General features: G+C 59.9%; 18 protein-coding genes and 1 pseudogene. 15 read left to right on the top strand and 4 right to left on the bottom strand.

Annotation, left to right across the window (positions count from 1 at the left end; translation table 11 throughout):
• Positions 1-174 precede the first annotated feature (174 nt).
• From AC1Q8Q_RS13785 to AC1Q8Q_RS13725, 13 genes are all read left to right on the top strand, one after another.
• Positions 175-2,388 (top strand): putative bifunctional diguanylate cyclase/phosphodiesterase, encoded by a 2,214-nt coding sequence (locus tag AC1Q8Q_RS13785; protein ID WP_492615140.1) that lies wholly within the window; start codon positions 175-177, stop codon positions 2,386-2,388.
• 162 nt (positions 2,389-2,550) lie between these two features.
• Positions 2,551-5,547: a xanthine dehydrogenase family protein molybdopterin-binding subunit gene (locus AC1Q8Q_RS13780; RefSeq protein WP_083348595.1), complete on the top strand. Its 2,997-nt coding sequence runs from the start codon at positions 2,551-2,553 to the stop codon at positions 5,545-5,547.
• Complete coding sequence (locus tag AC1Q8Q_RS13775; protein WP_083348596.1) at positions 5,544-6,350, top strand: FAD binding domain-containing protein; 807 nt, start codon at positions 5,544-5,546, stop codon at positions 6,348-6,350. Before AC1Q8Q_RS13780 ends, AC1Q8Q_RS13775 begins: the two co-directional genes overlap by 4 nt.
• 1 nt (position 6,351) lies before the next feature.
• Positions 6,352-6,852 carry a (2Fe-2S)-binding protein gene (locus tag AC1Q8Q_RS13770; RefSeq protein WP_008060977.1) on the top strand — a complete coding sequence of 167 codons (501 nt, stop codon included), beginning with the start codon at positions 6,352-6,354 and terminating at the stop codon, positions 6,850-6,852.
• Between the two features lie 5 nt (positions 6,853-6,857).
• Complete coding sequence (locus tag AC1Q8Q_RS13765) at positions 6,858-8,396, top strand: AMP-binding protein (RefSeq protein WP_492615139.1); 1,539 nt, start codon at positions 6,858-6,860, stop codon at positions 8,394-8,396.
• Between the two features lie 19 nt (positions 8,397-8,415).
• Positions 8,416-9,219 (top strand): enoyl-CoA hydratase/isomerase family protein, encoded by an 804-nt coding sequence (locus AC1Q8Q_RS13760; RefSeq protein ID WP_050511568.1) that lies wholly within the window; start codon positions 8,416-8,418, stop codon positions 9,217-9,219.
• A 193-nt stretch (positions 9,220-9,412) separates the two neighbouring features.
• Positions 9,413-10,831: a sodium:solute symporter family protein gene (locus tag AC1Q8Q_RS13755; RefSeq protein ID WP_033040269.1), complete on the top strand. Its 1,419-nt coding sequence runs from the start codon at positions 9,413-9,415 to the stop codon at positions 10,829-10,831.
• A 74-nt stretch (positions 10,832-10,905) separates the two neighbouring features.
• Complete coding sequence (locus AC1Q8Q_RS13750; protein WP_033040272.1) at positions 10,906-12,339, top strand: UbiD family decarboxylase; 1,434 nt, start codon at positions 10,906-10,908, stop codon at positions 12,337-12,339.
• 77 nt (positions 12,340-12,416) lie between these two features.
• Entirely contained in the window at positions 12,417-13,766 is a 1,350-nt protein-coding gene (locus tag AC1Q8Q_RS13745; RefSeq protein WP_492615138.1) for an MFS transporter, read from the top strand.
• Positions 13,767-13,777: 11 nt separating this feature from the next.
• On the top strand, positions 13,778-14,536 hold the full coding sequence (locus AC1Q8Q_RS13740; protein WP_151141318.1) for an SDR family NAD(P)-dependent oxidoreductase: 759 nt from the start codon (positions 13,778-13,780) through the stop codon (positions 14,534-14,536).
• A gap of 14 nt (positions 14,537-14,550) precedes the next feature.
• The gene (locus AC1Q8Q_RS13735; RefSeq protein WP_492615137.1) at positions 14,551-15,993 is read left to right on the top strand and encodes an aldehyde dehydrogenase family protein; all 1,443 of its coding nucleotides are present in this window, start codon (positions 14,551-14,553) and stop codon (positions 15,991-15,993) included.
• Positions 15,994-16,013: 20 nt separating this feature from the next.
• Positions 16,014-16,970 carry a LysR family transcriptional regulator gene (locus AC1Q8Q_RS13730; protein ID WP_033040280.1) on the top strand — a complete coding sequence of 319 codons (957 nt, stop codon included), beginning with the start codon at positions 16,014-16,016 and terminating at the stop codon, positions 16,968-16,970.
• Positions 16,951-17,574, top strand: a complete 624-nt coding sequence (locus AC1Q8Q_RS13725) for a UbiX family flavin prenyltransferase (protein ID WP_020800285.1) — start codon at positions 16,951-16,953, stop codon at positions 17,572-17,574. The genes AC1Q8Q_RS13730 and AC1Q8Q_RS13725 overlap by 20 nt, the downstream gene beginning before the upstream one ends.
• A 16-nt stretch (positions 17,575-17,590) precedes the next feature.
• Here the strand turns inward: AC1Q8Q_RS13725 and AC1Q8Q_RS13720 are convergent, their stop codons facing one another.
• Positions 17,591-18,370, bottom strand: a complete 780-nt coding sequence (locus tag AC1Q8Q_RS13720; protein WP_033040293.1) for an alpha/beta fold hydrolase — start codon at positions 18,368-18,370, stop codon at positions 17,591-17,593.
• A 90-nt stretch (positions 18,371-18,460) separates the two neighbouring features.
• Between AC1Q8Q_RS13720 and AC1Q8Q_RS13715 the strand changes: the two genes are divergently transcribed.
• Complete coding sequence (locus AC1Q8Q_RS13715; RefSeq protein ID WP_033040282.1) at positions 18,461-19,432, top strand: XdhC family protein; 972 nt, start codon at positions 18,461-18,463, stop codon at positions 19,430-19,432.
• Between the two features lie 188 nt (positions 19,433-19,620).
• Complete coding sequence (locus tag AC1Q8Q_RS13710; RefSeq protein WP_492615136.1) at positions 19,621-20,475, top strand: helix-turn-helix transcriptional regulator; 855 nt, start codon at positions 19,621-19,623, stop codon at positions 20,473-20,475.
• A 354-nt stretch (positions 20,476-20,829) separates the two neighbouring features.
• Here AC1Q8Q_RS13710 and AC1Q8Q_RS13705 read toward each other — a convergent pair whose 3' ends face one another.
• The 3 genes and pseudogenes from AC1Q8Q_RS13705 to AC1Q8Q_RS13695 all read right to left on the bottom strand — a co-directional run bounded on the left by AC1Q8Q_RS13705 (position 20,830) and on the right by AC1Q8Q_RS13695 (position 23,297).
• On the bottom strand, positions 20,830-21,582 hold the full coding sequence (locus AC1Q8Q_RS13705) for an SPOR domain-containing protein (RefSeq protein ID WP_492615135.1): 753 nt from the start codon (positions 21,580-21,582) through the stop codon (positions 20,830-20,832).
• A gap of 300 nt (positions 21,583-21,882) precedes the next feature.
• Positions 21,883-22,169: pseudogene (locus tag AC1Q8Q_RS13700) on the bottom strand (type 2 periplasmic-binding domain-containing protein); the annotation flags it as partial.
• 144 nt (positions 22,170-22,313) lie between these two features.
• On the bottom strand, positions 22,314-23,297 hold the full coding sequence (locus tag AC1Q8Q_RS13695; protein WP_492615134.1) for an LLM class oxidoreductase: 984 nt from the start codon (positions 23,295-23,297) through the stop codon (positions 22,314-22,316).
• Between the last annotated feature and the right edge of the window lie 569 nt (positions 23,298-23,866).

Here is a 23,866-nt window from a genome sequence, read left to right as displayed (position 1 = left end):
TGAAATCAGCCAAACGGCGGCAATCTGATCCTGTTTTTTATGTTGGATCTGAGCCTTTTTTTGGTTGGTCGGTGCTCTATAGAGTGCGCGTCCGACGCACTGGACAGTGATCGGCCGCCCACTATTTCAGGCTCTCTGAAGACCGGACAACCTCGAGAGTCTTCAGGAACCACCGTGAATACTCGTCCTGGCTTTGAACGCAAGACATTCCCCGCGTCGCAACGTGACATTCTCGGTATGATCGCGACCGACCATCATCTGGGCGACATACTCTGCGCCATTTGCCAGATGCTCGACGCACAAGCCCCCGAAACCTTCTGCTCTATCCTGCTCACTGATGCCGAGGGTAGACACTTGCTGAGCGGCGCGGCGCCCGGCCTGCCGGTCGAGTACAGCGAGGCGATTCATGGAATGGCCATTGGTCCACAGGAAGGCACCTGCGGCACCGCAGCGTTCCGGCGCGAGCTGGTGGTCACCGAAGACATCGCCCGGGACCCAAACTGGGAGCGTTTCCGCAGCCTGGCGTTGGGGCATAACCTGCGTTCCTGCTGGTCGGTGCCTTTGCTCTCCCATCAAGGCAACGTGTTGGGTACATTTGCCCTGTACCAGAACCGCGTCAATGCGCCGGACGAGGCGCAGATTCAACGACTGGCCTTTGCAGCCCAACTGGCAGTCGTTGCGATCCGCCATGAGCGTGACGGCCAGCGTCTGGAGGCCAGCGAACAACGTTTTCGCTCATTGTTCACCTACAACCCCAACCCGGTGTTCGCCCTCGATTTGGCCGGTAACATCCAGAGTGTGAATCCAGCAGGCCTGAAGCTCAAACCGCAGACTGCAACCGATTTCATTGGCCATCACTTTTCCCATCTGGTGCTCGAAGAAGACCTGCAACGGGTCTCTCAGCATTTTTCCGCAGCCCGCGCCGGAGAACCTCAACGTTTCGAGGCACGGGTATTCGACGAGAGTGAAAAACTGCTGACCCTGGACATCTCTAACCTGCCGATCATGGTCAACGGCGAGATCGTCGGGGTGTTTGGCATAGCCCGGGACATCAGCGAGCAGAAGCATTACGAGCGCCAACTGAGCTTCAACGCCAGCCATGACCGGCTGACCGGTTTGCTTAATCGTGTTTCGCTTGAAGACCGGCTGATTCTGGATTGTCACATCAGTCGTCGGCGCAAGCGTCGTCTGGCGGTAATGTGCATCGATCTGGATGGATTCAAATCCATCAACGATTCGATCGGGCACTACTTCGGCGATCAGGTGCTGATCGAGGTGGCGCAGCGCATGACCCAGCAGGTTCGTCCCGGCGATACCATCGTGCGCATGGGCGGTGATGAATTTATCGTGCTGCTGCCGGACCTGCTTCGTGATGAGGACGTTGTACCGGTGGCCGAGCGCTTGATGGCCAGCATTGCCAGACCCTACTGCATCCAGGGTATTGACCTGCATGTGAGTGCAAGTGTCGGCATCACCCTGAGCGATGGCTACATCGAGCAGCCGATGCAGCTGATCCAGCAGGCTGACATGGCCATGTACAAGGCCAAGCAGCACGGGCGCAACAACTTTCAGTGGTACACCAGCGATCTGAATCAGCGCGTTTGTGAGCATGCGAGCCTGCGCAATGACCTGCAAAAGGCTATCGAAACCCAGTCGTTCAAGCTGCATTATCAACCGCAGATAGACGCGCGCACGGGACGGGTGGTCGGGATCGAAGCGTTACTGCGCTGGGAGCATCCGGAAAAAGGATTTATCTCACCCGCGGTTTTTGTGCCGGTGGCAGAGGACAGTGGTCAGATCATCCCGCTGAGCCTTTGGGTGCTCGATACGGCCTGCGCGCAGCTGCGCCAGCTAAGCGAGCAGGGCATCACGGGCATCTCGATGGCGGTGAATATTTCGCCGATGCATTTTCAGCGTGGCCATTTTGTCCAGTGTGTCCAAGCCACCTTGGAGAAAAATGGCCTGCGTGGTGAGCAGCTGGAGCTGGAGATCACCGAGTCACTTCTGTTGCATAACGCTGAACAGGCGATCGAGACGTTGCATCGGCTGAGGGCGTTGGGGGTGCGCCTTGCGCTGGATGATTTCGGCACCGGTTTTTCCAGCCTCAGCTACCTCAAGCGTTTGCCCATCGACAAGATCAAGATTGACCGTTCGTTTATCCAGGAAATCGCCACCGACCATCACGATGCAGCAATCACCCAAGGCATTATTTCCATGGCCCATCACCTCAGCCTGACGGTGGTCGCCGAAGGCGTGGAAACTGCGTTCCAGGTGGATTTCCTGAAGGGCAGTCGCTGCGATGTTCTTCAGGGTTTTCACTTTGCCAAACCGATGCCCTATGCAGAAATCGAAGCTTTCCTGAGCCATTCCGCTTCCCCATCCCCCTGACCGGCAGTTCTTTCGGGTCCCAGGCCTGAAAATCAGACGCTAAGGCAAATTTTCAGACCCTGGCGCAGAACTCCATCTCCCCAGGCAAGGCGCTCCCTGCGCCTTTCTCACACACTCGGCTCTAACGCTATCGCGCTGCAAAACAACAAGAGCCGCGAAAAAATGACTAGTTTCCAACCTGCTACCGAAAGCCAGACCGGCCACATCGGCGCCCGCCAGGCCCGGGTCGAAGACGCCGCATTGTTGCGCGGCCTCGGCTGCTATGCCGATGACGCTGCCATTCCTCCGGGTACGCTGCATGCGGCGATCATACGTTCGCCCCACGCTCATGCGCGGATCACCTCGGTGGACTTCTCCAAAGCGCTGCTGATGAAAGGCGTGCACGGCGTGCTGGTCGGCGAAGACGTCAAACGCTGGGCGCTGCCTTTCCCGGTAGGTGTACGTCAGCCGATGGAGCACTGGTGCGTCGCCGTCGACAAGGTGCGTTATGTCGGAGAGCCGGTGGCCGTGGTGATCGCTGAGAGCCGCTATCTGGCGGAGGACGCCATCGAAGGTGTGCGCGTTGAATACGAGCGGCTGTCGCCGATCATCGATCCTGAACTGGCCACCGCCGAACAGGCGCCTATCCTGCACGAAGCGGTCGGCAGCAACGTGGTCAACGAACGGCACTTTCGCTATGGCGAGCCGGAACAGGCGTTCGAGCAGGCGCCGCACAAGGTCTCGCTCAAAGTGAAGTTTCCGCGCAGTTCCTGCACACCCATTGAATGCTATGTGGTGCTGGCTCAGTACGAGCGCGCCACTGGCATCTATGACGTGCTGGCCAATTTCCAGGGTCCCTATGCGTTGCACACGGTCATGGCCCGGGCACTGAATGTGCCTGGCAACCGCTTGCGTTTGCGCACACCGAAAGATTCCGGCGGCAGCTTTGGCATCAAGCAAGGCGTGTTCCCTTACGTCGTGATGATGGGCCTGGCGTCACGCAAAGTCGGCGCACCGGTGAAGTGGGTCGAGGACCGTCTGGAACATCTTCAAGGGGCTTCTTCTGCGACCAATCGGGTGACCGAGATTGAAGCGGCGGTAGAAGCCGATGGCCGTATCACCGCGTTGCGTTATGACCAGATCGACGACTGTGGTGCCTACCTGAGAGCGCCCGAACCGGCAACGTTCTACCGCATGCACGGCAACCTGACGGGGGCCTACGCGATCCGCAATTTGCAAGTGCGCAACCGCGTGGTGCTGACCAACAAAACCCCTTCCGGCCTGAACCGTGGTTTCGGTGGCCCGCAGGTGTATTTCGCCTTGGAGCGGCTGCTGCAACACATCGCCGTGCAGTTGCAGCTCGATCCGTTGGACGTGATTCGCCGTAACCTGGTGCCGGCCGATGCCTTCCCTTATCGCGCGGCCGCCGGTGCGTTGCTCGACTCCGGCAATTACCAGGCAGGCATTGCCTTGGCAGTCGCTGATGGCGGTCTCGACGAGTTGCTCAAGCGTCGTGATCAAGCGCGTGCCGAAGGCCGAATCTATGGCATCGGTTATGCCGCCGTCATCGAACCCTCGATTTCCAACATGGGTTACATCACCACCGCGATGACACCCGAAGAGCGGCGCAAGGCCGGTCCGAAAAACGGTGCTGTCGCAACCGCCACCATCAACGTCGGCCCATTGGGTGACGTCAGTGTGCACGTGTCCTCGGCACCGCAGGGGCAGGGCCATCAAACCACTGTCGCTCAGGTCGTCGCCGAAGTGCTGGGGGTGGCGCTGGAATCCATCGTGGTCAACGTCGAACTGGATACCCAGAAGGACGCCTGGTCGATTGCCTCGGGCAACTATTCCAGCCGCTTCGCCGGCGCTGTGGCCGGTGCCGTCTACAAGGCCGCGCTGAAGATCCGCGATCGCCTCGCCGCAATTGCCGCCGAGCAGTTGCAGGCCAGTCCCGAAGATATTCGTTTCGCCGGCGGCAAGATTTTTGTGGTCAATGGCGGGGCGGTGGCGCCATTCCATCGGATTGCCGGTGCGACCCACTGGTCGCCGGGCCTGCTGCCGGAAGGTGAAAGCGGCGGCCTGCGCGAAACCGCCTTCTGGAGCCCGCCGCAACTGGTGGCGCCGGACGACCAGGATCAGGTCAATAGCTCACTGTGCTACGGCTTTGTCTTCGACATCTGTGGTCTGGAAATCGACCGCATGACCGGCGAGATCCACATCGATCGCTACGTCACCTGCCATGACGCCGGCCGCCTGCTCAACCCGGCACTGGTCGATGGACAGATTCGTGGTGGCTTCACCCAGGGCCTCGGCGCGGCGCTGATGGAAGAGTTCGCCTATGGCGAGGACGGCAGCTTCCTCTCCGGGACCTTCGCCGATTATCTGGTGCCGACCGCACCGGAAGTGATCGAACCGGTGATCCTGCACATGGAAACGCCATCGCCATTTACCCCATTGGGCGCCAAGGGGGTGGGCGAGGGCAACAATATGAGCACGCCGGTGTGCATCGCCAACGCGGTGGCCGACGCTCTCGGTCGCTCGGACATCCGTCTGCCACTGACGCCATCGAAAGTACGCACGCTCATTGGCATCGACGAACCGCCACGGCCCGCCGGTATGGAAGCCGATGACAACCTCGACGCAGCCGCCGGTGGACCGGCACTGCGGGCCAACGACTCGGTGGTGATTCCTGCCTCGCCGCAACAGGTGTTCGATACCTTGCTTGACCCGCAGACGCTGGCGGCGATCATTCCCGGTTGCCACGACCTCGTGCTCGAAGGCGAAAACCGTTACCGCGCAGACGTCACCGTCGGCGTCGGCATGATCCGCGCGCGCTTCGAGGCCAAGGTTGCCCTGAGTGATCTGGACCCGCCGCATTCGTTGCGTCTGTCGGGATCCGGCAGCAGCTCCATGGGATCGGCCCAAGGCCAGGCCCAGGTGCGTTTCGTTGAACTGGAAAATGGCCACACACGTCTGGAGTACCAATACCAGGTGGCGGTCAGCGGCAAAGTCGCCGCAGTCGGCGGCCGAATGTTGCAAGGGGCCTCGAAAGTGATCATCGGACAAATATTTACTCGCCTGTCGCAACGGGTCAGCGGCCAAGCCATCTCCACCGGTTGGTGGGCGCGGCTGCGTGCCTCGCTCGGCGTGCTGTTTGGCAAGGGAGGTGCGCAATGAAACCGGCGGCTTTCGATTACGTTCGGGCTGACACCCGTCGTCAGGTGGTTGAGTTGCTCGCCGAGTACGGCCAGGAAGCTCGCATCATCGCCGGTGGCCAATCGCTGATGGCGGTGCTGAACATGCGCCTGGCTCAACCAAAATTGCTGATCGATATCAATCATGTGGATGAGCTGGCCTATATCGAGCTGCGCAACGATTGCCTGGCTGTCGGTGCCGGGGTGCGACAGGCGCAGTTGCTGGCGCGTTCGAGCCTGATGGACGAGGTGCCTTTATTGGCACTGGCCATGCCCTGGATCGGTCACTTCCAGACGCGCAATCGCGGCACCGTCTGTGGCTCAGTGGCTCATGCCGACCCCAGCGCCGAGTTGCCACTGTGCCTTGTGACGCTGGGCGGCGAAATCGTCCTGGAGTCGAAAAAAGGCAAGCGCATCGTCAAGGCTGCCGACTTCTTCCAGGGCATTCTCACCACCGACAAGCGTGCGGATGAACTGGTCGTCGAGGTGCGCTTTCCGCTCAAGCGCGAAGGCATCACCTATCGCTTCCGTGAAATCGCCATGCGCCACGGTGACTTCGCCATTGTTTCCCTGGCCGCGGCCATCGGCACGGACCAGGTCGAACTCGGCATCGGCGGGGTCGCCGACCGTCCGCAACGTCGCAGTCTGCCACGTGGTGCGGCGCTGCCCGACGCGCTCAATCAAACCGCCTGGTCGCTCGATGCACAAGACGACGTGCAGGCCAGTGCTGCCTATCGCCGCCAACTGATTCGCGAGCTGGGTCATCAGCTGATCGAAGGAGCCTGACATGCGTGTAACTGCCGACCAAACCTTTCCGATTCGCCTGGAACTCAATGGCCGCTCCCGCGAAGCGCTGGCCGAGCCGCGCACCCAACTCTGCGACTTCCTGCGCCACGACCTCGGTGCCACCGGTGTCCATGTCGGATGCGAACACGGTGTCTGCGGTGCCTGCACGGTGCTGGTGGACGGAGTCGCCATGCGTTCCTGCCTGATGCTCGCGGTACAGGGGCACGAGCGGCGTATCGAGACCGTCGAGTCCCTGGCCGACGACGACACACTGAGCGACCTGCAACAAGCTTTTCGCCGTCATCACGCCTTGCAGTGCGGCTTTTGCACTGCGGGCATTCTCATGTCCTGCGTGGATTTCCTCGAACGGGTACCCAACCCGGACGAGACCCAGGTACGCGACATGCTTTCGGGGCATCTATGTCGCTGCACGGGCTACACCGGCATCGTCCAGGCCGTGCTCGAAGTCGCCGCCCAGCGCCAAACGAACAAAGGGGTATAACAAAAATGTTCGATCTCGGACGCAGCTTCCTCGCAGCCGTTGAACGCCGACCGTACGCCGTGGCGGTCAGTGACGGTGCATTGAAGAAAACCTATGAAGACTGGTTCGTCGATATCCAGAGCGCAGCCAGGGGCTTGCAACGCCTGGGGCTGCAACGCGGCGACCGAATGCTGGTAGCGATGCAGAACCGCTGGCAAATGGCGACCCTGCATTGGGCCTGTCAGTTTGCGGGCATCGTCATGACCCCGTTGAACTGGCGTTCGACTGCCGATGAGCTGGGCTACTGCATCGAAGATGCGCAAATCCGCGCGTTGGCCTACGACGACGCGACCGTAGCCGCCGTAGCCGGCTGCAGCGCCGCCACAGGGCTGCCACGGATCGCCGCCGGTCTGCGTGCCGCCGACTCCGACCTGAGTTTCGAGGAACTGTGTTCGCAGTCGCCTGCCGGAATCATCCTGCAGGCCGACGCCGAAGACTTTTCACTGCTGCTGTACACCTCCGGCACCACCAGCAAGCCCAAGGGCGTGCTGCGTCGCCACCGTTGCGAACGCGCCGCGGCGGTTGCCCACGTAGCGCAAAACCTTTACCGCCAGAGCGAGTGCACGCTGGGAGTCATGCCGCTTTATCACACGATGGGCGTGCGTTCGTTGTTGTCCATGGCGCTGATCGACGGACATTTTGTCTGTGTGCCGAAGTTCGACGTCGAAGCCACGCTGCAGGCCATCGAGCGGGAAAAAGTCAGCAACCTGTACCTGGTGCCGACGCTCTACCACATGCTCATCGAACACCCGGCCTTCGCCCGCGAGCGAGTCGCCAGTGTGGAGAAAATCGGCTTTGCCGGTGCGCCGATGAGCGACGGCTTGATGCGTCGCGTCGAGGCGGCGTTCCAGCCGCAATTGTTCGTCAATCATTACGGCAGCTCGGAAATCTACACCTTCACCATCGACCAGCAAGCCAGCCGCAAACCCGGCTCGTCAGGGCGTAGTGCAATGAACCAGCGAGTGCGCGTGGTGCCGCTCGATGCAGAAACGGCAGACGTGCAGGCCAATCCGTTGGAGGAGGGCCAGATCATCGCCGACCTGGCGAGTGACGAGGCGTTCGAAGGCTACCTCAACCGCCCCGAAGCGACCGCCAAGGCGTTGCGTGACGGATGGTATTTCACCGGTGACATCGGCTACTTCGATCTGGAGGGCGATCTGTTCGTTACGGGTCGGGTCGATGACTTGATCATCACCGGCGGCGAAAACGTCAGCCCGGCGGAAATCGAAAACATGCTCTCCCTGCACCCGGCAGTGGAAGAAGTGGTAGTGGTCGGCCTGCCCGACGAGCAGTGGGGCAAGATCATTGCCGCGTTCATCAAGCTGCGCGCCGAAGTCTCGGAATGCGACCTCGATGCCCATTGCATTGCTTCGGGCCTGGCCAAATTCAAGCGGCCACGGCGTTACCAGTTCATCGACCAAATTCCAAAATCTCCCGTTGGCAAGGTGCTGCGGCGCGTGCTGCTGGCCCAATTCCAGGAACAGGCCCTGAAGGCCATCAGCTAATCATCCAGAGGACACTCCCATGCAACAACAATCGATCCAGCAATTTCTCGAGACTCAATTCGATGGCTTCCAGGTAGAAGTCGATGTGTCCCGCGAGCGCGCCGACATCATCCTCAACCGGGCGCCGTTGAACGTCATTTCCATGGGGCAGCGCGATCAGCTGCGCCTGGTCTTCGAAGCCCTCGATGCACACAAGGACGTGCGCGTCATCGTGCTACGCTCGGTGGGTGAACACTTCTCCAGCGGCGGCGACATCAAGGGTTTTCTCGAAGCGTCGCCAGAGCACGTTTCCAAGCTGGCCTGGAACGTCGCGGCACCGGCACGTTGCGAAAAACCGGTGATCGTTGCCAACCGCGGTTACACCTTCGGTGTCGGTTTCGAACTGTCCCTGGCCTGCGATTTCCGCATTGCTTCGCAAACCACGCGCTACGCCTTGCCTGAGCAGAATCTGGGTCAGATCCCGGGCTCGGGTGGCTCCGCACGCCTGCAGAAAATCATTGGCATCACCCGTACCAAGCACATGGTGATGCGCGCCAAACGCATTACCGGTGACCAAGCCTATGCCTGGGGTATCGCTACCGAGGTCGTGCCGGACACCGAACTGGAAAGCACCGTCGATGCCTTGGTCGATGAGCTGCGTCGCTTCTCGCCGCTGGCTCAGCGCACGGCAAAAAAACTGATCAACGACAACGAAGATGCGCCGCTGACTGTCGCGATCGAAATGGAAGGTCACTGCTACAGCCGCCTGCGTAGCTCCAAGGACTTCAAGGAAGGCGTCGAAGCGTTTCACGGCAAGCGTGCGGCCGTGTTCATCGGCGAGTAAGTGCGTTCGGCGAGCAGGCCCGGGCGTACGCCGGTAACGGCGTGCGCCCCTGCGCAGCAGGGCCTGCCGCCCCTTCATTGAAACTGATAGGACGCATCAATATTCGTTAATGGAAAACCTGTAGCGAGGCTCTTAGGGTGAGATCGGCTGCACCGAAATCCGTCCAATAAATATAAAAATCGGAGTTCCACTTATGGCTTCTAGCTGGCTGGTACTAACCATCGTCGCCGCCTACATGGTGGTCTTGGCGTTGATCAGTTTCTGGGTTCGACGCTCTACACAAAGTGCGAAAAACTTCACCACCGGAGGCAAGGACTTCCCGGCGGTGCTGATCGGTTTTCTGATGATGTCCGAGTTCATTGGCACTACTGCAAGCATTGGTACGGCTCAGGCAGGTTACACCTATGGCATTTCCGCTGCCTGGAACATCGCCGCCCTGGGTGTCGGTTTCGTGATCTTCTCCATGCTGTTGGCGAAGAAGTACAAGGACCTCGGCGAGAACACCATTTCCGGGGCGCTGGCCCGCACTTATGGCGAGCCGGTACGGTTCGCCACGTCAGTGATCATGATCTGCGCGCTATCGATCGTTGCGGTCTCGATCTATGCCAGCGGCGGGGCAGTTCTCGCGACCTTGCTGGGCATCGAGCGGACGTCGGCAATCATCATCGTCGGTATTGTTTCGGTGCTGTACGTCGGCATCGGTGGCATGCGCTCGGTGATCTATACCAATGTCTTGCACGCATTGATGATGTACGCCGGGATCATCCTCGCCTTGGGTTTTGCCTTGAGCCAGGTCGGCGGCATGGGCGAGTTGGTGGCGCGACTGCCAGCGCCGATGTTCGAAGTCGGTAACGTCGGTTGGCCGAAGATTTTCGCCTGGCTGGTGGCCGGTATCGGCGCGACATTCGCCACCCAGTACGTGGTGCAGGCGGTGAATACCGTCAGCGACGGGCGCAAGGCCCAGCACGCGAGTTTCTACTGTGCCTTGATGTTGATTCCCTACGGCCTGATCGCCGCGATGGTGGGGATGTGCAGTGCGGTGCTGTTTCCGCAGATTCCCTCGTTGCAGGCCTTTCCGCAAATCCTCGGGCACATGCACGAATGGATGGCCGGGATCGTCGTTGCGGGACTGGCCGGGGCGCTGTTCGGCACCATGGCCGCGCTCACCATGGGCATCGCCACGTTGTTGCTCAAGGACTTCTATCAACCGTTCTTCAACCCACAACGAGATGATCGCAAGAACCTCAATTTTGCCCGGACCGCGACCATCATCGCCGGCCTGCTGCCCATCACGCTGGCGCTGTACGCCTCCGACGTTCTGGTGGTGACTTTCCTCGCCAAGGCCTTGCGTGCCTCACTCGCGGTACTGGTGCTGATGGTGTTTTACGCGCCGACATTCGGCACGCGGCAGGGTGCGTTCATCAGCATCATCGCGTCACTGATCATCACCATCGGCTGGTTCCTGATGGGCAATCCCTACGGCATCGACAACGCCTACATCGCACTGGCCACGCCACTCGTGATCATGACCCTGAGCCACTTGCTGCGGGGTGGCAAGCCCGAGCGAGCCGACAGCGCCAAACCCATCGGTGCGAGCGCAACCGGAAGCTGAACCCCAGCGATTTCAACGGGCGTGCCGTCGGGTGACCGGGCATGCCACCAGAACAATAATGACGAGGTAAGGCCATGCAGCCTGTGACTCTTTCCACCCCCGAAGCCGACATGGCCGGGGACCTGCCAGCAGGCGCCAGCCTGCGTGGTTGGCTCGACCATTTGCAGCGCCAGCAGCGCTTGGCAATGATACGCCCCGGCGTGGACCTGCGTTTCGGCGTTGCAGCGATTGCCAATCGCCTGGACGGCAAGAGCGCTTCACTGTTTCCCCAGCCTGGCGGCCACTCGATTGCGGTGGTGTCCGGCCTGCTGTCCGACCGGCAGTGGATGGCCGAAGCCATGGGCGTGGAGTCCGCTGAAGTGTTGGCGCGTTTCGAAGTCGCCAGCCTCAATCCGCTGCCGTGGCGCGAAGTCGGCGATGCAGCTTGTCAGCAAGTGGTGCATCGCGAGATCGACCTCAACAAACTGCTGCCAATTCCCACCCACAACGAGCACGACAGCGGCCCTTACATCACCGCTGGCCTGCTGATTACCCGAAACCCGCGCACCGGGGTACAGAACGTTTCGATTCACCGCTTGCAAGTGAGCAGCCCAAATCGCCTGGGCGCACTGCTGCTGCCACGCCATGCGCTGGCCTTCTTTCAGGAAGTCGAGGCGCTGGGAGAGGATCTGGACGTGGCGGTGGTCATTGGCGCTGATCCGCTGACCTTGCTGGCGTCCCAGGCCATCGTGCCGATCGATCACGACGAACTGGAAATTGCCGGTGCGCTGCATGGCCGGCCGCTGGCGGTGACGCGCTGTGTCACCAACCAGATTCGCGTGCCTGCCGATGCCGAGATCGTCATCGAAGGCCGGTTGCTGGCCAAGGCGCGGGAAATGGAAGGGCCGTTTGGCGAGTTTCCGCAGTACTACGGCGAGCGCGCCGAGCGCCATGTGATCGAAGTCGACGCCGTGACCCATCGTCACAATCCGATTTTTCACACCATCGTCGGCGGCGGCCTGGAGCACTTGCTGCTCGGTGGTATCCCGCGCGAAGCGACCATGCTCGCGTACTTGCGCCGCAGCTTTCCGTGCGTGCGTGACGTGCACCTGAGCAAGGGCGGGGTGTGTCGTTATCACCTTTATGTGCAGATCGACAAACGCTCCGAGGGTGAGGGCAAGAACGTCATCCTCGGCGCGCTGGGCGGTCACTACGACATCAAGCACGTCACCGTGGTGGATCTGGATGTGGACATTCATGACCCCACCGAAGTCGAGTGGGCGATTGCCACCCGTTTCCAGGCCGACCGCGACCTGGTGCTGATCCACGAGTCCCAAGGCTCGAAACTCGACCCCTCCACCCGTGACGGTGTCGGCTCGAAGATGGGCTATGACGCCACGGTGCCGCTGTCGGCACCGACCATGCGCTTCAAACGAATCCAGGTGCCTGGACAACAGGAAGTCGAACTCGACAAGTGGGCGCACGCGGCCCCGCAGGACTGGCAACGCGTGCTCCAGATGCACGATTGAACCGGTGGCTGCTGCTGTCCAGCGGCCTGTTCCCGATAGCACCAACCAGCTCAAGACACATCTTGTGTGAGGCAACCATGACCACGACAACAACAACTGCACCGCCAACCAGCGCCGCTACCGATACACCGCAAATTCCACCGGGCAAGGCTTTGCTCGCGGCATTTGCCTCGACATTCGGCTGGGCGCTGGATTTGTTTGACCTGTTCATTCTGCTCTACGTGGCGCCGATCATCGGCCGCATGTTTTTCCCCTCCGACACCCCGACACTGTCGCTGGCCGCGGTATACGCGTCATTCGCCGTGGCCCTGCTGGTGCGTCCCCTGGGTTCGGCAATCTTCGGCGCGTATGCCGACAAGCACGGCCGCAAGCGAGCGTTGATGGTGTCGATGGTCGGCGTCGGTATTTCCACGGCACTGTTTGGCGCGCTGCCGACCATTCATCAGGCCGGCATATTGGCCCCGATACTGTTTCTGCTATTGCGGGTGATTCAGGGCATTTTCGTTGGCGGCATCGTGGCCTCCACTCACACCATCGGCACCGAATCCATCTCGCCGCGCTATCGCGGCCTGATGTCCGGGTTGATCGGTGGTGCCGGTGCCGGCATGGGCGCGCTGTTGGCGTCGTTCACTTACCTGGTGTTGTCGGAAATTTTCCCCGGGGATGAATTTGACGTCTGGGGCTGGCGCTTCATGTTCTTCTGCGGGCTGCTCAGCACGTTTTTCGGGCTGGTGATGTTCCGCTATCTGGAAGAAACCCCGGTCTGGCAGCAACTGCAACAAGCGCGCAAGACCAAGGGGCCGGAGGTAGTGGTCGTGTCGCCGCTCAAGCGTCTGTTTGGTCGCGAGTACCGCAGCGTGATGCTGGTCAATCTGCTGATTACATTCGGCGGCGGAGCAACGTATTACCTGGCCTGCGGTTATCTGCCGACCTTGCTCAACGTGGTCGCCAAAGTGCCCCATACGCAAACTTCGCAGATGCTCATGTACGGGTCGGTGGCAACCATTGTCGGAGCACTGGCCTTCGGTTACCTGAGTGACCTGATCGGTCGCAAGAAGACCTTCATGCTACTGGGTGTGATTAACCTGGTGAGCTTGCCGATGATGTTCCTCGGTGTCGCCGAGCCGGGTTCGCTGACCCGCACTGCGCTGTATTGCGTGGGCATCGCCTTCATGGGCGGGGCGATCATCGCGCCGATCCTGATCTTCCTCAACGAACGCTTCAGCACCGAGCTGCGCGCCAGCGGCACAGGATTGTCCTGGAACATCGGTTTCGCCCTCGGTGGAACCATGCCGACCTTTGTGTCCCTGTTCAGCAGCAGTCCCGCGCAGATCCCGATGGTGCTGGCGATTTTCGCCGCCGGCCTGTCGGTGATCTACCTGATCGGCAGCGTGGTGATTCCGGAAACCCAAGGCAACTTCAAGTAAAGGAAAACGCAATGAGCAGATTGAATGGAAAAGTCGCGATCATTACCGGTGCCGCGCAAGGCATCGGTGCCACTTATGCCCAGGCCTTGGCGGCCGAGGGTGCGACGGTGGTGCTTTGCGATTTGAACGCGCCTGACGAAACCGCTGCCGCGATCCGCAACAAGGGCGGTACGGCCCTGGCGATCGCTTGTGACGTGACCGACGGTGCCGCCGTGCAAGCGATGGTCGAGGAAGCCGTTGCGCAGTTCAGCGGTGTGCACGTGCTGATCAACAACGCCGCGTTGTTCGCCACCCTGGAGCTCAAACCGTTCGAGCAGACCAGCTCGGCGGAATGGGATCGGATCATGGCGGTCAATGTGCGCGGTTCCTTCGAGTGCGCGAAGGCGGTTATGCCGGTGATGCGCCGTCAGGGCTACGGCAAGATCGTCAACATTGCCTCGGCGACGGCCTTCAAAGGCGCGCCGATGATGGCGGCTTATGTCGCGTCGAAGGGCGCGGTGATTGCCCTGACACGCTCGATAGCGCGAGAAGTCGGCGACGCCGGCATCCGCTGCAACTGCCTGGCGCCTGGCCTGACCATGAGCGCCAACGTCCAGGCCAATGCCGCCTGGGCCGGGGATATTGTGCGCAACAACATTGCCAGCCGCTGCATCAAACGCGAAGCAGTGCCACAGGATCTGATCGGCGCGCTGCTGTTTCTGTCCTGCACCGACAGTGATTTCATGAGCGGCCAGACCCTTGTGGTCGACGGCGGTTCGGTGACCCATTGATTGAAGGAGGATTCATGCAAAGCCAACACTTCATCGATGGACAATGGACCTCAGCGGATCGTTGGACCGACAGTCTCGACCCGGCAAACGGCGAACTGATCGGGTGCTTTGCCGACGGCGGCGAGGCCGAAGCTGAAGCAGCGGTGGCAGCGGCTGCCCGAGCCTTCAACAACCCGCAATGGGCGCAGAATCCACGCCTGCGTCAGCAGCTATTGCTGGAGTGGGCTGCCGCCCTGAAGGCGCGTCAGGAGCAACTCGCGCAATTGCTGACCCGCGAGAACGGCAAGGCATTGGCGCAGTCCCGAGGGGAGATCGGCGGGGCGATTTCCGAGATTCTTTATTATGCCGGCCTGGCCCGGCACAACCCGGGGCACATGCTCGAGGTGGCGCCCGGCGAGTTCTCCAGCATGCTGCGCGAACCCGCCGGGGTGGCCGGGCTGATCATTCCATGGAATGCCCCGGCGGTGCTGCTGGTTCGTGCTCTGGCGCCAGCGATCGCGGCGGGTTGCACAGTGGTGATCAAACCCGCGCCGCAAACCGCGCTGTTCAATGCGGCGATGCTCGAGCCACTGTTCGCATTGCCAGGCCTGCCGGCCGGGGCGGTCAATCTATTTGCCGAGAGCGGGCATGCCGGGGCAGCGCATCTGGTGGCTTCGCCACGGGTGGACGTGCTCAGCTTCACCGGCTCGACCGCGACAGGCCAGCGCATCATGCGCGACTGCGCGGCGACTATGAAGAAGCTCTCGCTGGAACTGGGCGGGAAATCTTGCTGCCTGGTCTTTGAAGATGCCGATATTGCCGCCATCGCGCCGAAACTGGCAGCGGCGGCCACCATTATCTCTGGCCAGCAGTGCACTGCCGCCCGGCGCGTGCTGGTGCATGCCAGCCGTTTTGCCGAAATGAAAACCGCGCTGAGCGCCGCACTGGGGCAGATCCGCCTGGGTAATGGCCTCGATCCAGCGAAGAACATGGGACCGCTGATCGACTGGCAATCCCGGGACAGCGTTGAGCGGCGCATTGGCGAGGCGCTGGACAGCTGTGACGAAGTGCTGCTGGCCGGAGGTCGCCCGCACGGTGAACTCAGCAAAGGCGCATTTCTCGCGCCGTCGTTGATCGCCCATCGCGACAGCAGCGCATTCTTTTGCCAGGAAGAAATTTTTGGCCCGTTGCTGGTACTGGAGTCCTTCGAAGACGAAACAGAGGCTGTAGCGCGCGCCAACCATACCGAGTTCGGTCTGTCCGCGAGTGTCTGGACTGAACAGGGCGCTCGCGCCTGGCGTGTCGCTCGGGCACTGCGCAACGGTACGGTGTGGCTCAACGACCACAACAAATTGTTCGCCGAGGCGGAAACCGGTGGCTACCGAAAGAGCGGTCTGGGGCGCTTGCATGGCGTCGATGCGCTGCTGGATTTCAGCGAGCTCAAACACATTTATCAGAACGTCGGCACGCTTGGTTGAGCGCGAACGCGGGGGTGATCATGGAGCTGCGCCATCTGAAGTATTTTACCTGCCTCTACGAGGAGGGTTCCGTCACCCGGGCGGCGCAGCGCTTGAATATCGTGCAACCGGCGTTGTCGATGCAGATCGCCAGGCTTGAGGAAGAACTCGGGCAGACGTTGTTCGAGCGCAGCTCCAAAGGCATGGCGCCGACCGAGGCCGGAGATCAGGCTTATCGCTTGTTCATGCCGATCCTTGGCCAGCTGCTGGCGGCGCGTCAGACTCTGATCGACCGTAGCGGTCAGATTGGCGGTCGCATCAGCGCCGGGCTGATCGCGTCTGCCGCCAACAATGCGTTGGCCAGTACCCTGGCGCATTTTGTCGAGCATCACCGGCAGGTCGAACTTTGCGTCACCTCGGGCTACAGCCAGGAACTGATCGCGAAGGTCCTGACCGGCATGCTGGATTTCGCGGTCATCAACCAAAGCTTCCAGTATGAGCACCTGATCGGCCACGACATCTTCGATGAGGAATTACTGGTCGCCACCGGTGCAGCCAATCGCCTCAGCGGAGCGCTGCCATTGCCGTTGACCAGTCTGGCGGGGTTCAAACTGGTGCTGCCCTCGCGTCGTCACGGGTTGCGCAGGGTGATCGACCAACACCTTGCCGCCCAAGGCGTTGAAGTCACCCCGCAGTTGGAGGTGGATGATCTGGCGGTCATCGAGGACTTCTTGCGTCGCAGCGACTGGGTCAGCGTGCTGCCGGCAACCGTCCTGCATCGCGGATTGCACGAAGGCGCGTTGCGCGCCTATCCGCTGGCCGCACCCGGGATCAGCCGGCGCATGGTGTGTGTGCACGACGCGCGTCGACCGCTGACCCCGGCGGCAATGTTGTTCATCGAGATGATCGGCAAAACCATGACCACCGCGCTCGACACCATCCATTTCTACAAAGAAGGTCCGATAGAGGAGGGCGACCATGGGCGCTCCGGGAAGTAGCCGGCCGCAGCGGCTGATCGTAGGAATTTCCGGTGCCTCTGGCGCCGTTTATGGCGTGCGTCTGCTGGAGCTGTTGCGCGACACGCCGATTGAAACCCATTTGGTGGTCAGTAAGTCAGCGCTGATTACTTTGGCCCATGAAACCGAGATGTCCTGGTCTCGGCTCAAGACCCTTGCTGACGTCAGCTACGTCAATCAAGACATCGGCGCGGCCATTGCCAGCGGCTCGTTCAAGACCATGGGCATGATCATCGCGCCATGTTCGATACGCAGCTTGTCGGAGATCGCCAGCGGCGTGACCTCGACACTGCTGACCCGCGCCGCCGACGTGGTGCTCAAGGAGCGCCGGCGCCTGGTGTTGATGGTTCGCGAGACGCCATTGCACCGCAATCACCTGCGTAGCATGACCGAGTTATCTGAACTCGGCGCAGTGATCGCTCCGCCAGTGCCAGCGTTCTATGCCAGGCCGACCAGCCTGGAAGACATGGTCGATCACACTGTAGGAAGGGTGCTGGACATGTTCGATATCGAACTGGGGGTCGTGCGTCGCTGGCGCGAACTGCCGGAGCGCGTAGCAACGCTGGATGAGGTGGTCGATGATTGAGTCACGCTCGGTGCATTCAGGCGGGGAGGCGCTCCAGGAATTCGCAGATCAGCTGCAAGGTCCGCTCGGTTGCTTCGGTCTGGGGAAAGTGTCGGCAGTTATCCAGCAACACACAACGGCACGGCCCAGGCACCTGTCGCTCGATGACCACCAGTTGCTCGGGTGTGGCGTAGTGGTCTTCGCGACCTTGAATGACCAGCAGCGGCTTTTCGATACAAGCCAACTGCGCTTCGAGATCGACCAGGGAAAAGTCCGGGTGCAACCAACTGTCGCTCCAACCGTGAAACGCGCCGTCGACATTGGTCCCGTGGTGGCGTGCCAGGCGTTCGCGCAATTCGCCCTGGTGCCAGACCTCAGTGGTGTGGCGAATGCCATCGAGGCTCTGCGCCTCGACAATCACGTGAGGCGCCAGTGCGATGCTGCCCAACACGCGCGGATCGTTGGCGGCGGCATAGGCGAGGACAATGGATGCACCGTCACTGTGACCGAGCAAGACCACTTGCGGCAGTTGCAAGGCATCGAGCAATTGCCGCAGTTCACGAGGGCCGTCGCTGCTCAGGTAGTCCAGCGGACGCGGCAGGGTCACCGGGCTCGATTGCCCATAACCCTGACGGCTGTAAGTGACCACACCACAACCGCTCGCCTGGGCCAGGCGCAGGGGAAAATCTTTCCATTGGCTGGCGCTGCCCAGGCCTTCGTGCAACAGCACCAGCGTCGGTCGCGATGGGTCAGCCCCAGGCAGTTGGCGATATTCCAGCTGCACCGGCCCAAGTTGCAAAAATTGTTGTGGCGACATGTTGAACCAACAATTGAACAGGATTGCTCGCAGGTTACCGTAAACGTAATCCTGCATGCAGCACCACGCATTACTTGAGGTACTGAAAACATGCGCCATCTCGATGTTCAGGTGATCGACCAGGCACTGCAATGGGCACGGTCCGGACAGTCCCAGTGGCTGTGCACGGTGCTCTCCACCTATGGCTCGGCGCCGCGTGCGCCGGGTGCGATGCTGGTGACCAATGGTGCAGGTGAACACGTCGGCTCGCTGTCGGGTGGCTGCGTCGAAGAGGAGTTTCTCGAAAGCCTGACGCGTGGTGAATTACGCGAACCGGCGCAGATCGTCAGTTATGGCGACAGCGTCGAGCAACGCCACCGTCTACGATTGCCCTGTGGGGGTGTGCTGATCGTGCTGGTCGAGCACCGCGCTGCCAGTCTCGAATGGATCGCACACCTGGAGAGTCTGCAAGCGGCGTTACTGGGGCAGCGCCGCCTGCTGCGTCACGTCGAGTTGAGCAGTGGTGCCTTGCGCCTGGACCCGGACACCGGACACGGCAGCGAACGGGTACAAGTCGTCGACGAAAGGGTGCGTATCAGCGTTGGACCGGCCTTGCGACTGATTCTGGCAGGGCTCTCGCCGGTCGCGGAAGTCTGCGCCAGTTTCGCCCGCGCCATCGGCTGCGAAGTCATCGCCTGCGACCCCCGGGAAGAGATGCTGCATGTCCAGCTCGAAGGCGTGGAGATGCAGCGCGTGCTGCCCTCGATGTTCATTGCCGCGGGAGGTTGCCACGCGGCGACCGCGGTGGTGGCGCTGACCCACGATCCGCGAATCGATGATCTGGCGCTGATGGAAGCGGTGCACACCCCGGCGTTCTACATCGGCGCCATGGGGTCCCAGGCAACCTCCGCCAAGCGCGCCGAGCGGCTCAAGCGCATCGGTGGTCTGACGGATGAACAGATCGCCCGCTTGCACATGCCCATCGGGCTCGATCTGGGCAGCAAGGCCCCGGCGGAAATTGCCCTGGCAGTGGTGGCCGATATCCTGCGCGTTTATCACGGGAAAGAACGCCATGCCTTGTAGGGCGGTTTTTCCGACGAACGAGGGGGCTGCGAAAGTCGAGGTAGACGCTTGGTCATTCGCGCGCGATAGTGGCCAGCCAAGTGTTGCTGAACCATGGACCGATCGACGGGCTTGAGAAATAGATAGACGCCCTGATGATATGCATTGAGGCCGATAACAATATCGCTTCAAGCGAGCGGAGGAATCTGATGTCGATAGCCCAACGGGTTTTCCACGGCAGGTTTGGCCGGGTCGCCTTGCTGAATATGGATCATTCGCTGGTCACCCATACCCATTCCGAATGCCATGTGCTGGTCAAAGTGTCTGGCGAGGACACTTACTTCAACGTTAACGGTCGGCGGGTTCCGCTCAGTGATCGCACGGCGGTGCTGGTCAACGCATGGGAGCCGCATTTCTATGATCCGCAGCCGGGTGCCGGTGCTACCGTCATCCTGGCGCTCTACATCGAGCCCGCCTGGCTGGCCACTGCCCAGCAGTCGCTGGCGCTGAGCGGTCGGCCGGACTTTTTTGCCCAGCCGTGCATCGAGCTGTCGAGCCGTAATCGCACCCTGGCCGACATCCTGGTCGCCGAAGCGCATGGTTGCGGGATCGTGCCGAAAGAGCGCTTGGAGTTCATGCTGTTCGACTTCCTGATCGAACTGATCGAGGACTTTTCCAGCTGGCGGCATTTGTCGCATCTGGGGGCGCCGAGCTCAGGTGAATTCCGGGACGCGCGCGTGCGCCGTGGCATCGCCTGGCTGCTTGAGCACCTCGATGATCCGAACCCGATCGACAACGCCGCACGGGCGTGTGGTCTGTCGCGGGCGCACTTCTTTGCGCTGTTCAAGAAAGACACTGGCATGACGCCGACCCTTTTGCTTAACGACGCGCGCATGCGCCGGGCTTTTGCCTGGCTTGAGCGTGAGCGCAGTGGAACATTGGGCCTGTTGTCGGAGAACCTCGGGTTCTCCGAGCAAGGTCATTTCACACGGTTTTTCCGTCAACATATTGGTGCTTCTCCCAGCCAGTATCGGCGTGTAGTGGATTGTTACGCGCCGGTTTGAACCGGGAGGAGGGTGGGGGGGTATTTTGAGCAATACTCCCCTGCAATGAAGTTGGACTTTAATATTGAAAATTAGCGGCTTGAATAGTAACAGGCATTGCTGGGCCTGCCAGTCACTCGGGAAGTCATAAATCTAATTCATACGTTCTTCACGCATCAACGAAAGTTTCTTCTGAGTGTCCGCAGCTTTCAGCGAGGCTGTAGTTCAGCTCGCTGAGTTAAAATTGAATTTGTAAATCGGCGGCCAAGAAAGTCTTCAGGGCGAGTTCGGCTCTCCCTTCCTTTGCAATGCTCTCTTGTGCCCTAAATAAGTAGTCAATTCTTCGAGGTCGGTGCAGCGCTAAATAGGATAGTATCAATTTCCTGCCATCATCCATCCTCTGACACCATGACTTTCACTCAATTCTTTCACGACTCGAGCCGCGTCCTGTTTCTGTTTGTACGGGCCGATGACTACAAAGTTATTTTCTTTACGCGCTACCGGTAATTCCAGCTGTTGAATGGCTTTTTTGGCGCGATGTCGGCTGGGTGTGTTTAACGCAATTTCAATTACCCACAGGCCGGATGAAGACGTGGCTGAAGCAGGTTTTACAGCGTGGGAAATGAAGCCTCTGCACGTCAAACACGGGCGTTCCAGCGTGATTAGCGACCCTGGCACGGTGCGAAAGACATGCCATTGCGGATCAATGGTTTTTTTGCGGGCGAAGAGTGCCAGGAGCAGGCCGGTAAAAGTAATCATACCGCTGAGAATAATCGTCCAGTTGTGTGAGGGTGTGGGCAATGAAGGCAGCTTAAGTACGGGTGATTTGTCTGGCTTTTCGATCAAAAACTGTACGGCGTCAGCCTCCGTTGAATCGGGTGTATGGAATCCGTTTTTCGCAACGGGCGCGAGCTCATCGGAATATTTTGTACTGAGCTCTGTCGCAACTTTATTAGCGGTGTCATCGAGTAATTGTTCGAGCTTTGTCACTTTTTGCTGGATGTATGAATTGTCGACGTTATTTTGACAAATTGGTCCTGTGGACGTGTAGGTCCATAGCAGTGCTGTTAGTTGTCCAAAAACGCCAGTTACCAGGAAGCCCAAGCCAAGATTTCGCACAGCGGCCATCTCCAAATCAGTGAACAGCTATTTGCTCCTGTTTCTGATAAAACAGGGTTTTATTGTTACTCCTGGGATGGTCTAAATTCTTGAGAGCGTCAGCGTGCCCAAGAGCCAAAATTATTGGCTACTTTTTATTGTTTGAAAGAGCATCGGAAGTGCACTTTATAGACTGTTGGTTGACGAAAAAGGCTCAGATAAGCGAAAAAAAATATCAGATGGATTGCAGGGTGATCCATTAAAACACTTGTATTCAAGGTGAATATCGTGGCCAAAGTGCCTTATCCAAGATTCAAGCCATGCCTACGCGCGATGCGGGCACACCAGACTCAACGGCGAAGCTTCGCCAGGATAATCCGGCAGCAGCACAAGCGGACGCTCCGCGGCGATATCTACACTGACATCCAGCCAGGATTTGTAGGCGATACTTCACCCTCCAGTGACCAGCGCCGCACAACATCGGCGTCATCGCTGAACAACGGCCCCGAAACCTGCACGGTTTGCCCGCCCAGGTTCCACTTGTCGTAGACCCGGCCATTTTGCAGATAGAGCAGGCAGGGATGCTTGCTCAAGTCATCCGGCGGTTGCGCGTTTCCATGCATTGGTTTCAGCGCTTCACCGCCAAGGCAAATGACCTGCTCGAAGAGCCGTTGCAACCGATATTCCTTGAACAGGTATCGGCCTGATGATTCGACCTGTTGAACCGCACCACCTCGGCCGGCATGGAAGCGGCCGGCGTATCAATTCGCTTCAGGGCGCGGCTGTACTCCGAATTGCGGAACGATGTGAGTACCCAGTTCCTCAATAACTTGCGCAGCAGGCCGCTTTCCGTATTTGAGATTCAGGATAACGTGGTCCACTCCGATTTCCTCAAGGGACTCGAGCAAAAACCGGAGATGGTAGCGTCCAAGTTTGAACCCCAAATGAATGCGAGTGGGCGGCGTAGACGGGTTCTCATCGAGGTCGATGTAGAGCGACTGAGTGAAGGGCTTATAGACGGAGCCACATTGCTTCATGACCTCCTGCCGCCAATCTTCCACGATCATTCGCTGCATGTTCGGAATGCGTGGATAGTTGATCCATCCGACGCTTTCGCGCGCGATCCAATCCAGTGACTGGCGGCTATTGCCGGTCACGAACATTGGAATGACTTGGGTTGTGGGTTTCGGAATGAGGTCTGCACCCCGCATCTCACCACCGCTCCAGCGAATGGGCTCAAAGCTGGTGCTGTGGGCTCTGCGAATCACCTCGTAGTGCTCCCGAAAGATTTCTCCGCGCCTTTCGGGATCGACGCCAAAAGCCGAAAACTCCACTGGGCGATCGCCGGAAGCTACCCCCAGTATCAAGCGACCTGCGCTCAACTGATCAACGCTGGCTGATGCCTTGGCCGTGTGCAGAGGATGGTGTACAGGGAGGGCAATGGATGCGGTGCCAAGCGCTATCTCCGACGTATGAGCAGCCATGTAGCCCAGGTAAACCCAAGGGTCGAACAGTTGGCCAACATCGCCGAAGCCAGGGTCCCGCAGAGGCACGTCGCGAAACCAGAGTGCGCAGAAGCCCAGAGCCTCCGCTCGTTTGGCCAATTCGACCTGGTTGAGCATGCTCGGAGTGTCCCCATCGAAGGCCTCCAAAGGAAAGAACAATCCAATGCTCAAATGACCCTGAGTGAAGGTTCGGCTGAACCCTCGGTGCTGCTGATAAGGAATCGTGCTCGGCCGATACATACTCATCTTCCTCAATGGGAGAAACGTGAACAGCGCCCCTGTTTAAGAGGTGCTGCCGCATCGGTCGCTTGGGAACGACAGGTGGGGTCATGGGTGCAGTCTTCGCCCGTTGCGCCGTGCGTGCTGGTCGGGTCGACCGGAGTGAGGGGCCAGTTGCTGGCAATACGCGCGGGCAGGTCCGGTTTGGCGATGAGCGGACGGTCAAAATAAATCAGATCGTTCCAGCCCGATACATCGCCTGAGCAAAAGCATGGGGACCATCCAGCAAGAATAGGCGGCTTTGCGGGGAACCGCCATGTTGGTCGTCCGTCTCGGTACCAATTGTGTCCGGCCCCAGTCCTGAAATTCAGACGATAAGATAAATTTTCAGACCCCAACGCAGAACTCCATCTCTCCAGGCAAGGCACTCTCGACGCCTTTCTCACACACTCGGCACTAATGCTATCGCGCTGCATAACAACAAGAGCCGCGAAAATGAGTAGCGTTGGGACTTCGGCTCGAGGCATGATTTCAAGGCTGACTAGTGGTCTGCACGGTTAATTCGTTGATCTATTTAAATTGTTCAAAAA

The organism is Pseudomonas sp. GW823-FHT06B06 (assembly GCF_058795195.1).
This window is presented reverse-complemented; position numbering and strand designations above follow the sequence as displayed.

Bases quoted from the DNA above. Each gene is read 5' to 3' on its own strand.
- AC1Q8Q_RS13705 (WP_492615135.1), bottom strand. From the start codon at position 21,582: ATGGCCGCTGTGCGAAATCTTGGCTTGGGCTTCCTGGTAACTGGCGTT.
- AC1Q8Q_RS13775 (WP_083348596.1), top strand. From the start codon at position 5,544: ATGAAACCGGCGGCTTTCGATTACGTTCGGGCTGACACCCGTCGTCAG.
- AC1Q8Q_RS13780 (WP_083348595.1), top strand. From the start codon at position 2,551: ATGACTAGTTTCCAACCTGCTACCGAAAGCCAGACCGGCCACATCGGC.
- AC1Q8Q_RS13770 (WP_008060977.1), top strand. From the start codon at position 6,352: ATGCGTGTAACTGCCGACCAAACCTTTCCGATTCGCCTGGAACTCAAT.
- AC1Q8Q_RS13740 (WP_151141318.1), top strand. From the start codon at position 13,778: ATGAGCAGATTGAATGGAAAAGTCGCGATCATTACCGGTGCCGCGCAA.
- AC1Q8Q_RS13735 (WP_492615137.1), top strand. From the start codon at position 14,551: ATGCAAAGCCAACACTTCATCGATGGACAATGGACCTCAGCGGATCGT.
- AC1Q8Q_RS13765 (WP_492615139.1), top strand. From the start codon at position 6,858: ATGTTCGATCTCGGACGCAGCTTCCTCGCAGCCGTTGAACGCCGACCG.
- AC1Q8Q_RS13760 (WP_050511568.1), top strand. From the start codon at position 8,416: ATGCAACAACAATCGATCCAGCAATTTCTCGAGACTCAATTCGATGGC.
- AC1Q8Q_RS13755 (WP_033040269.1), top strand. From the start codon at position 9,413: ATGGCTTCTAGCTGGCTGGTACTAACCATCGTCGCCGCCTACATGGTG.
- AC1Q8Q_RS13745 (WP_492615138.1), top strand. From the start codon at position 12,417: ATGACCACGACAACAACAACTGCACCGCCAACCAGCGCCGCTACCGAT.
- AC1Q8Q_RS13730 (WP_033040280.1), top strand. From the start codon at position 16,014: ATGGAGCTGCGCCATCTGAAGTATTTTACCTGCCTCTACGAGGAGGGT.
- AC1Q8Q_RS13720 (WP_033040293.1), bottom strand. From the start codon at position 18,370: ATGTCGCCACAACAATTTTTGCAACTTGGGCCGGTGCAGCTGGAATAT.
- AC1Q8Q_RS13695 (WP_492615134.1), bottom strand. From the start codon at position 23,297: ATGTATCGGCCGAGCACGATTCCTTATCAGCAGCACCGAGGGTTCAGC.
- AC1Q8Q_RS13710 (WP_492615136.1), top strand. From the start codon at position 19,621: ATGTCGATAGCCCAACGGGTTTTCCACGGCAGGTTTGGCCGGGTCGCC.
- AC1Q8Q_RS13725 (WP_020800285.1), top strand. From the start codon at position 16,951: ATGGGCGCTCCGGGAAGTAGCCGGCCGCAGCGGCTGATCGTAGGAATT.
- AC1Q8Q_RS13750 (WP_033040272.1), top strand. From the start codon at position 10,906: ATGCAGCCTGTGACTCTTTCCACCCCCGAAGCCGACATGGCCGGGGAC.
- AC1Q8Q_RS13715 (WP_033040282.1), top strand. From the start codon at position 18,461: ATGCGCCATCTCGATGTTCAGGTGATCGACCAGGCACTGCAATGGGCA.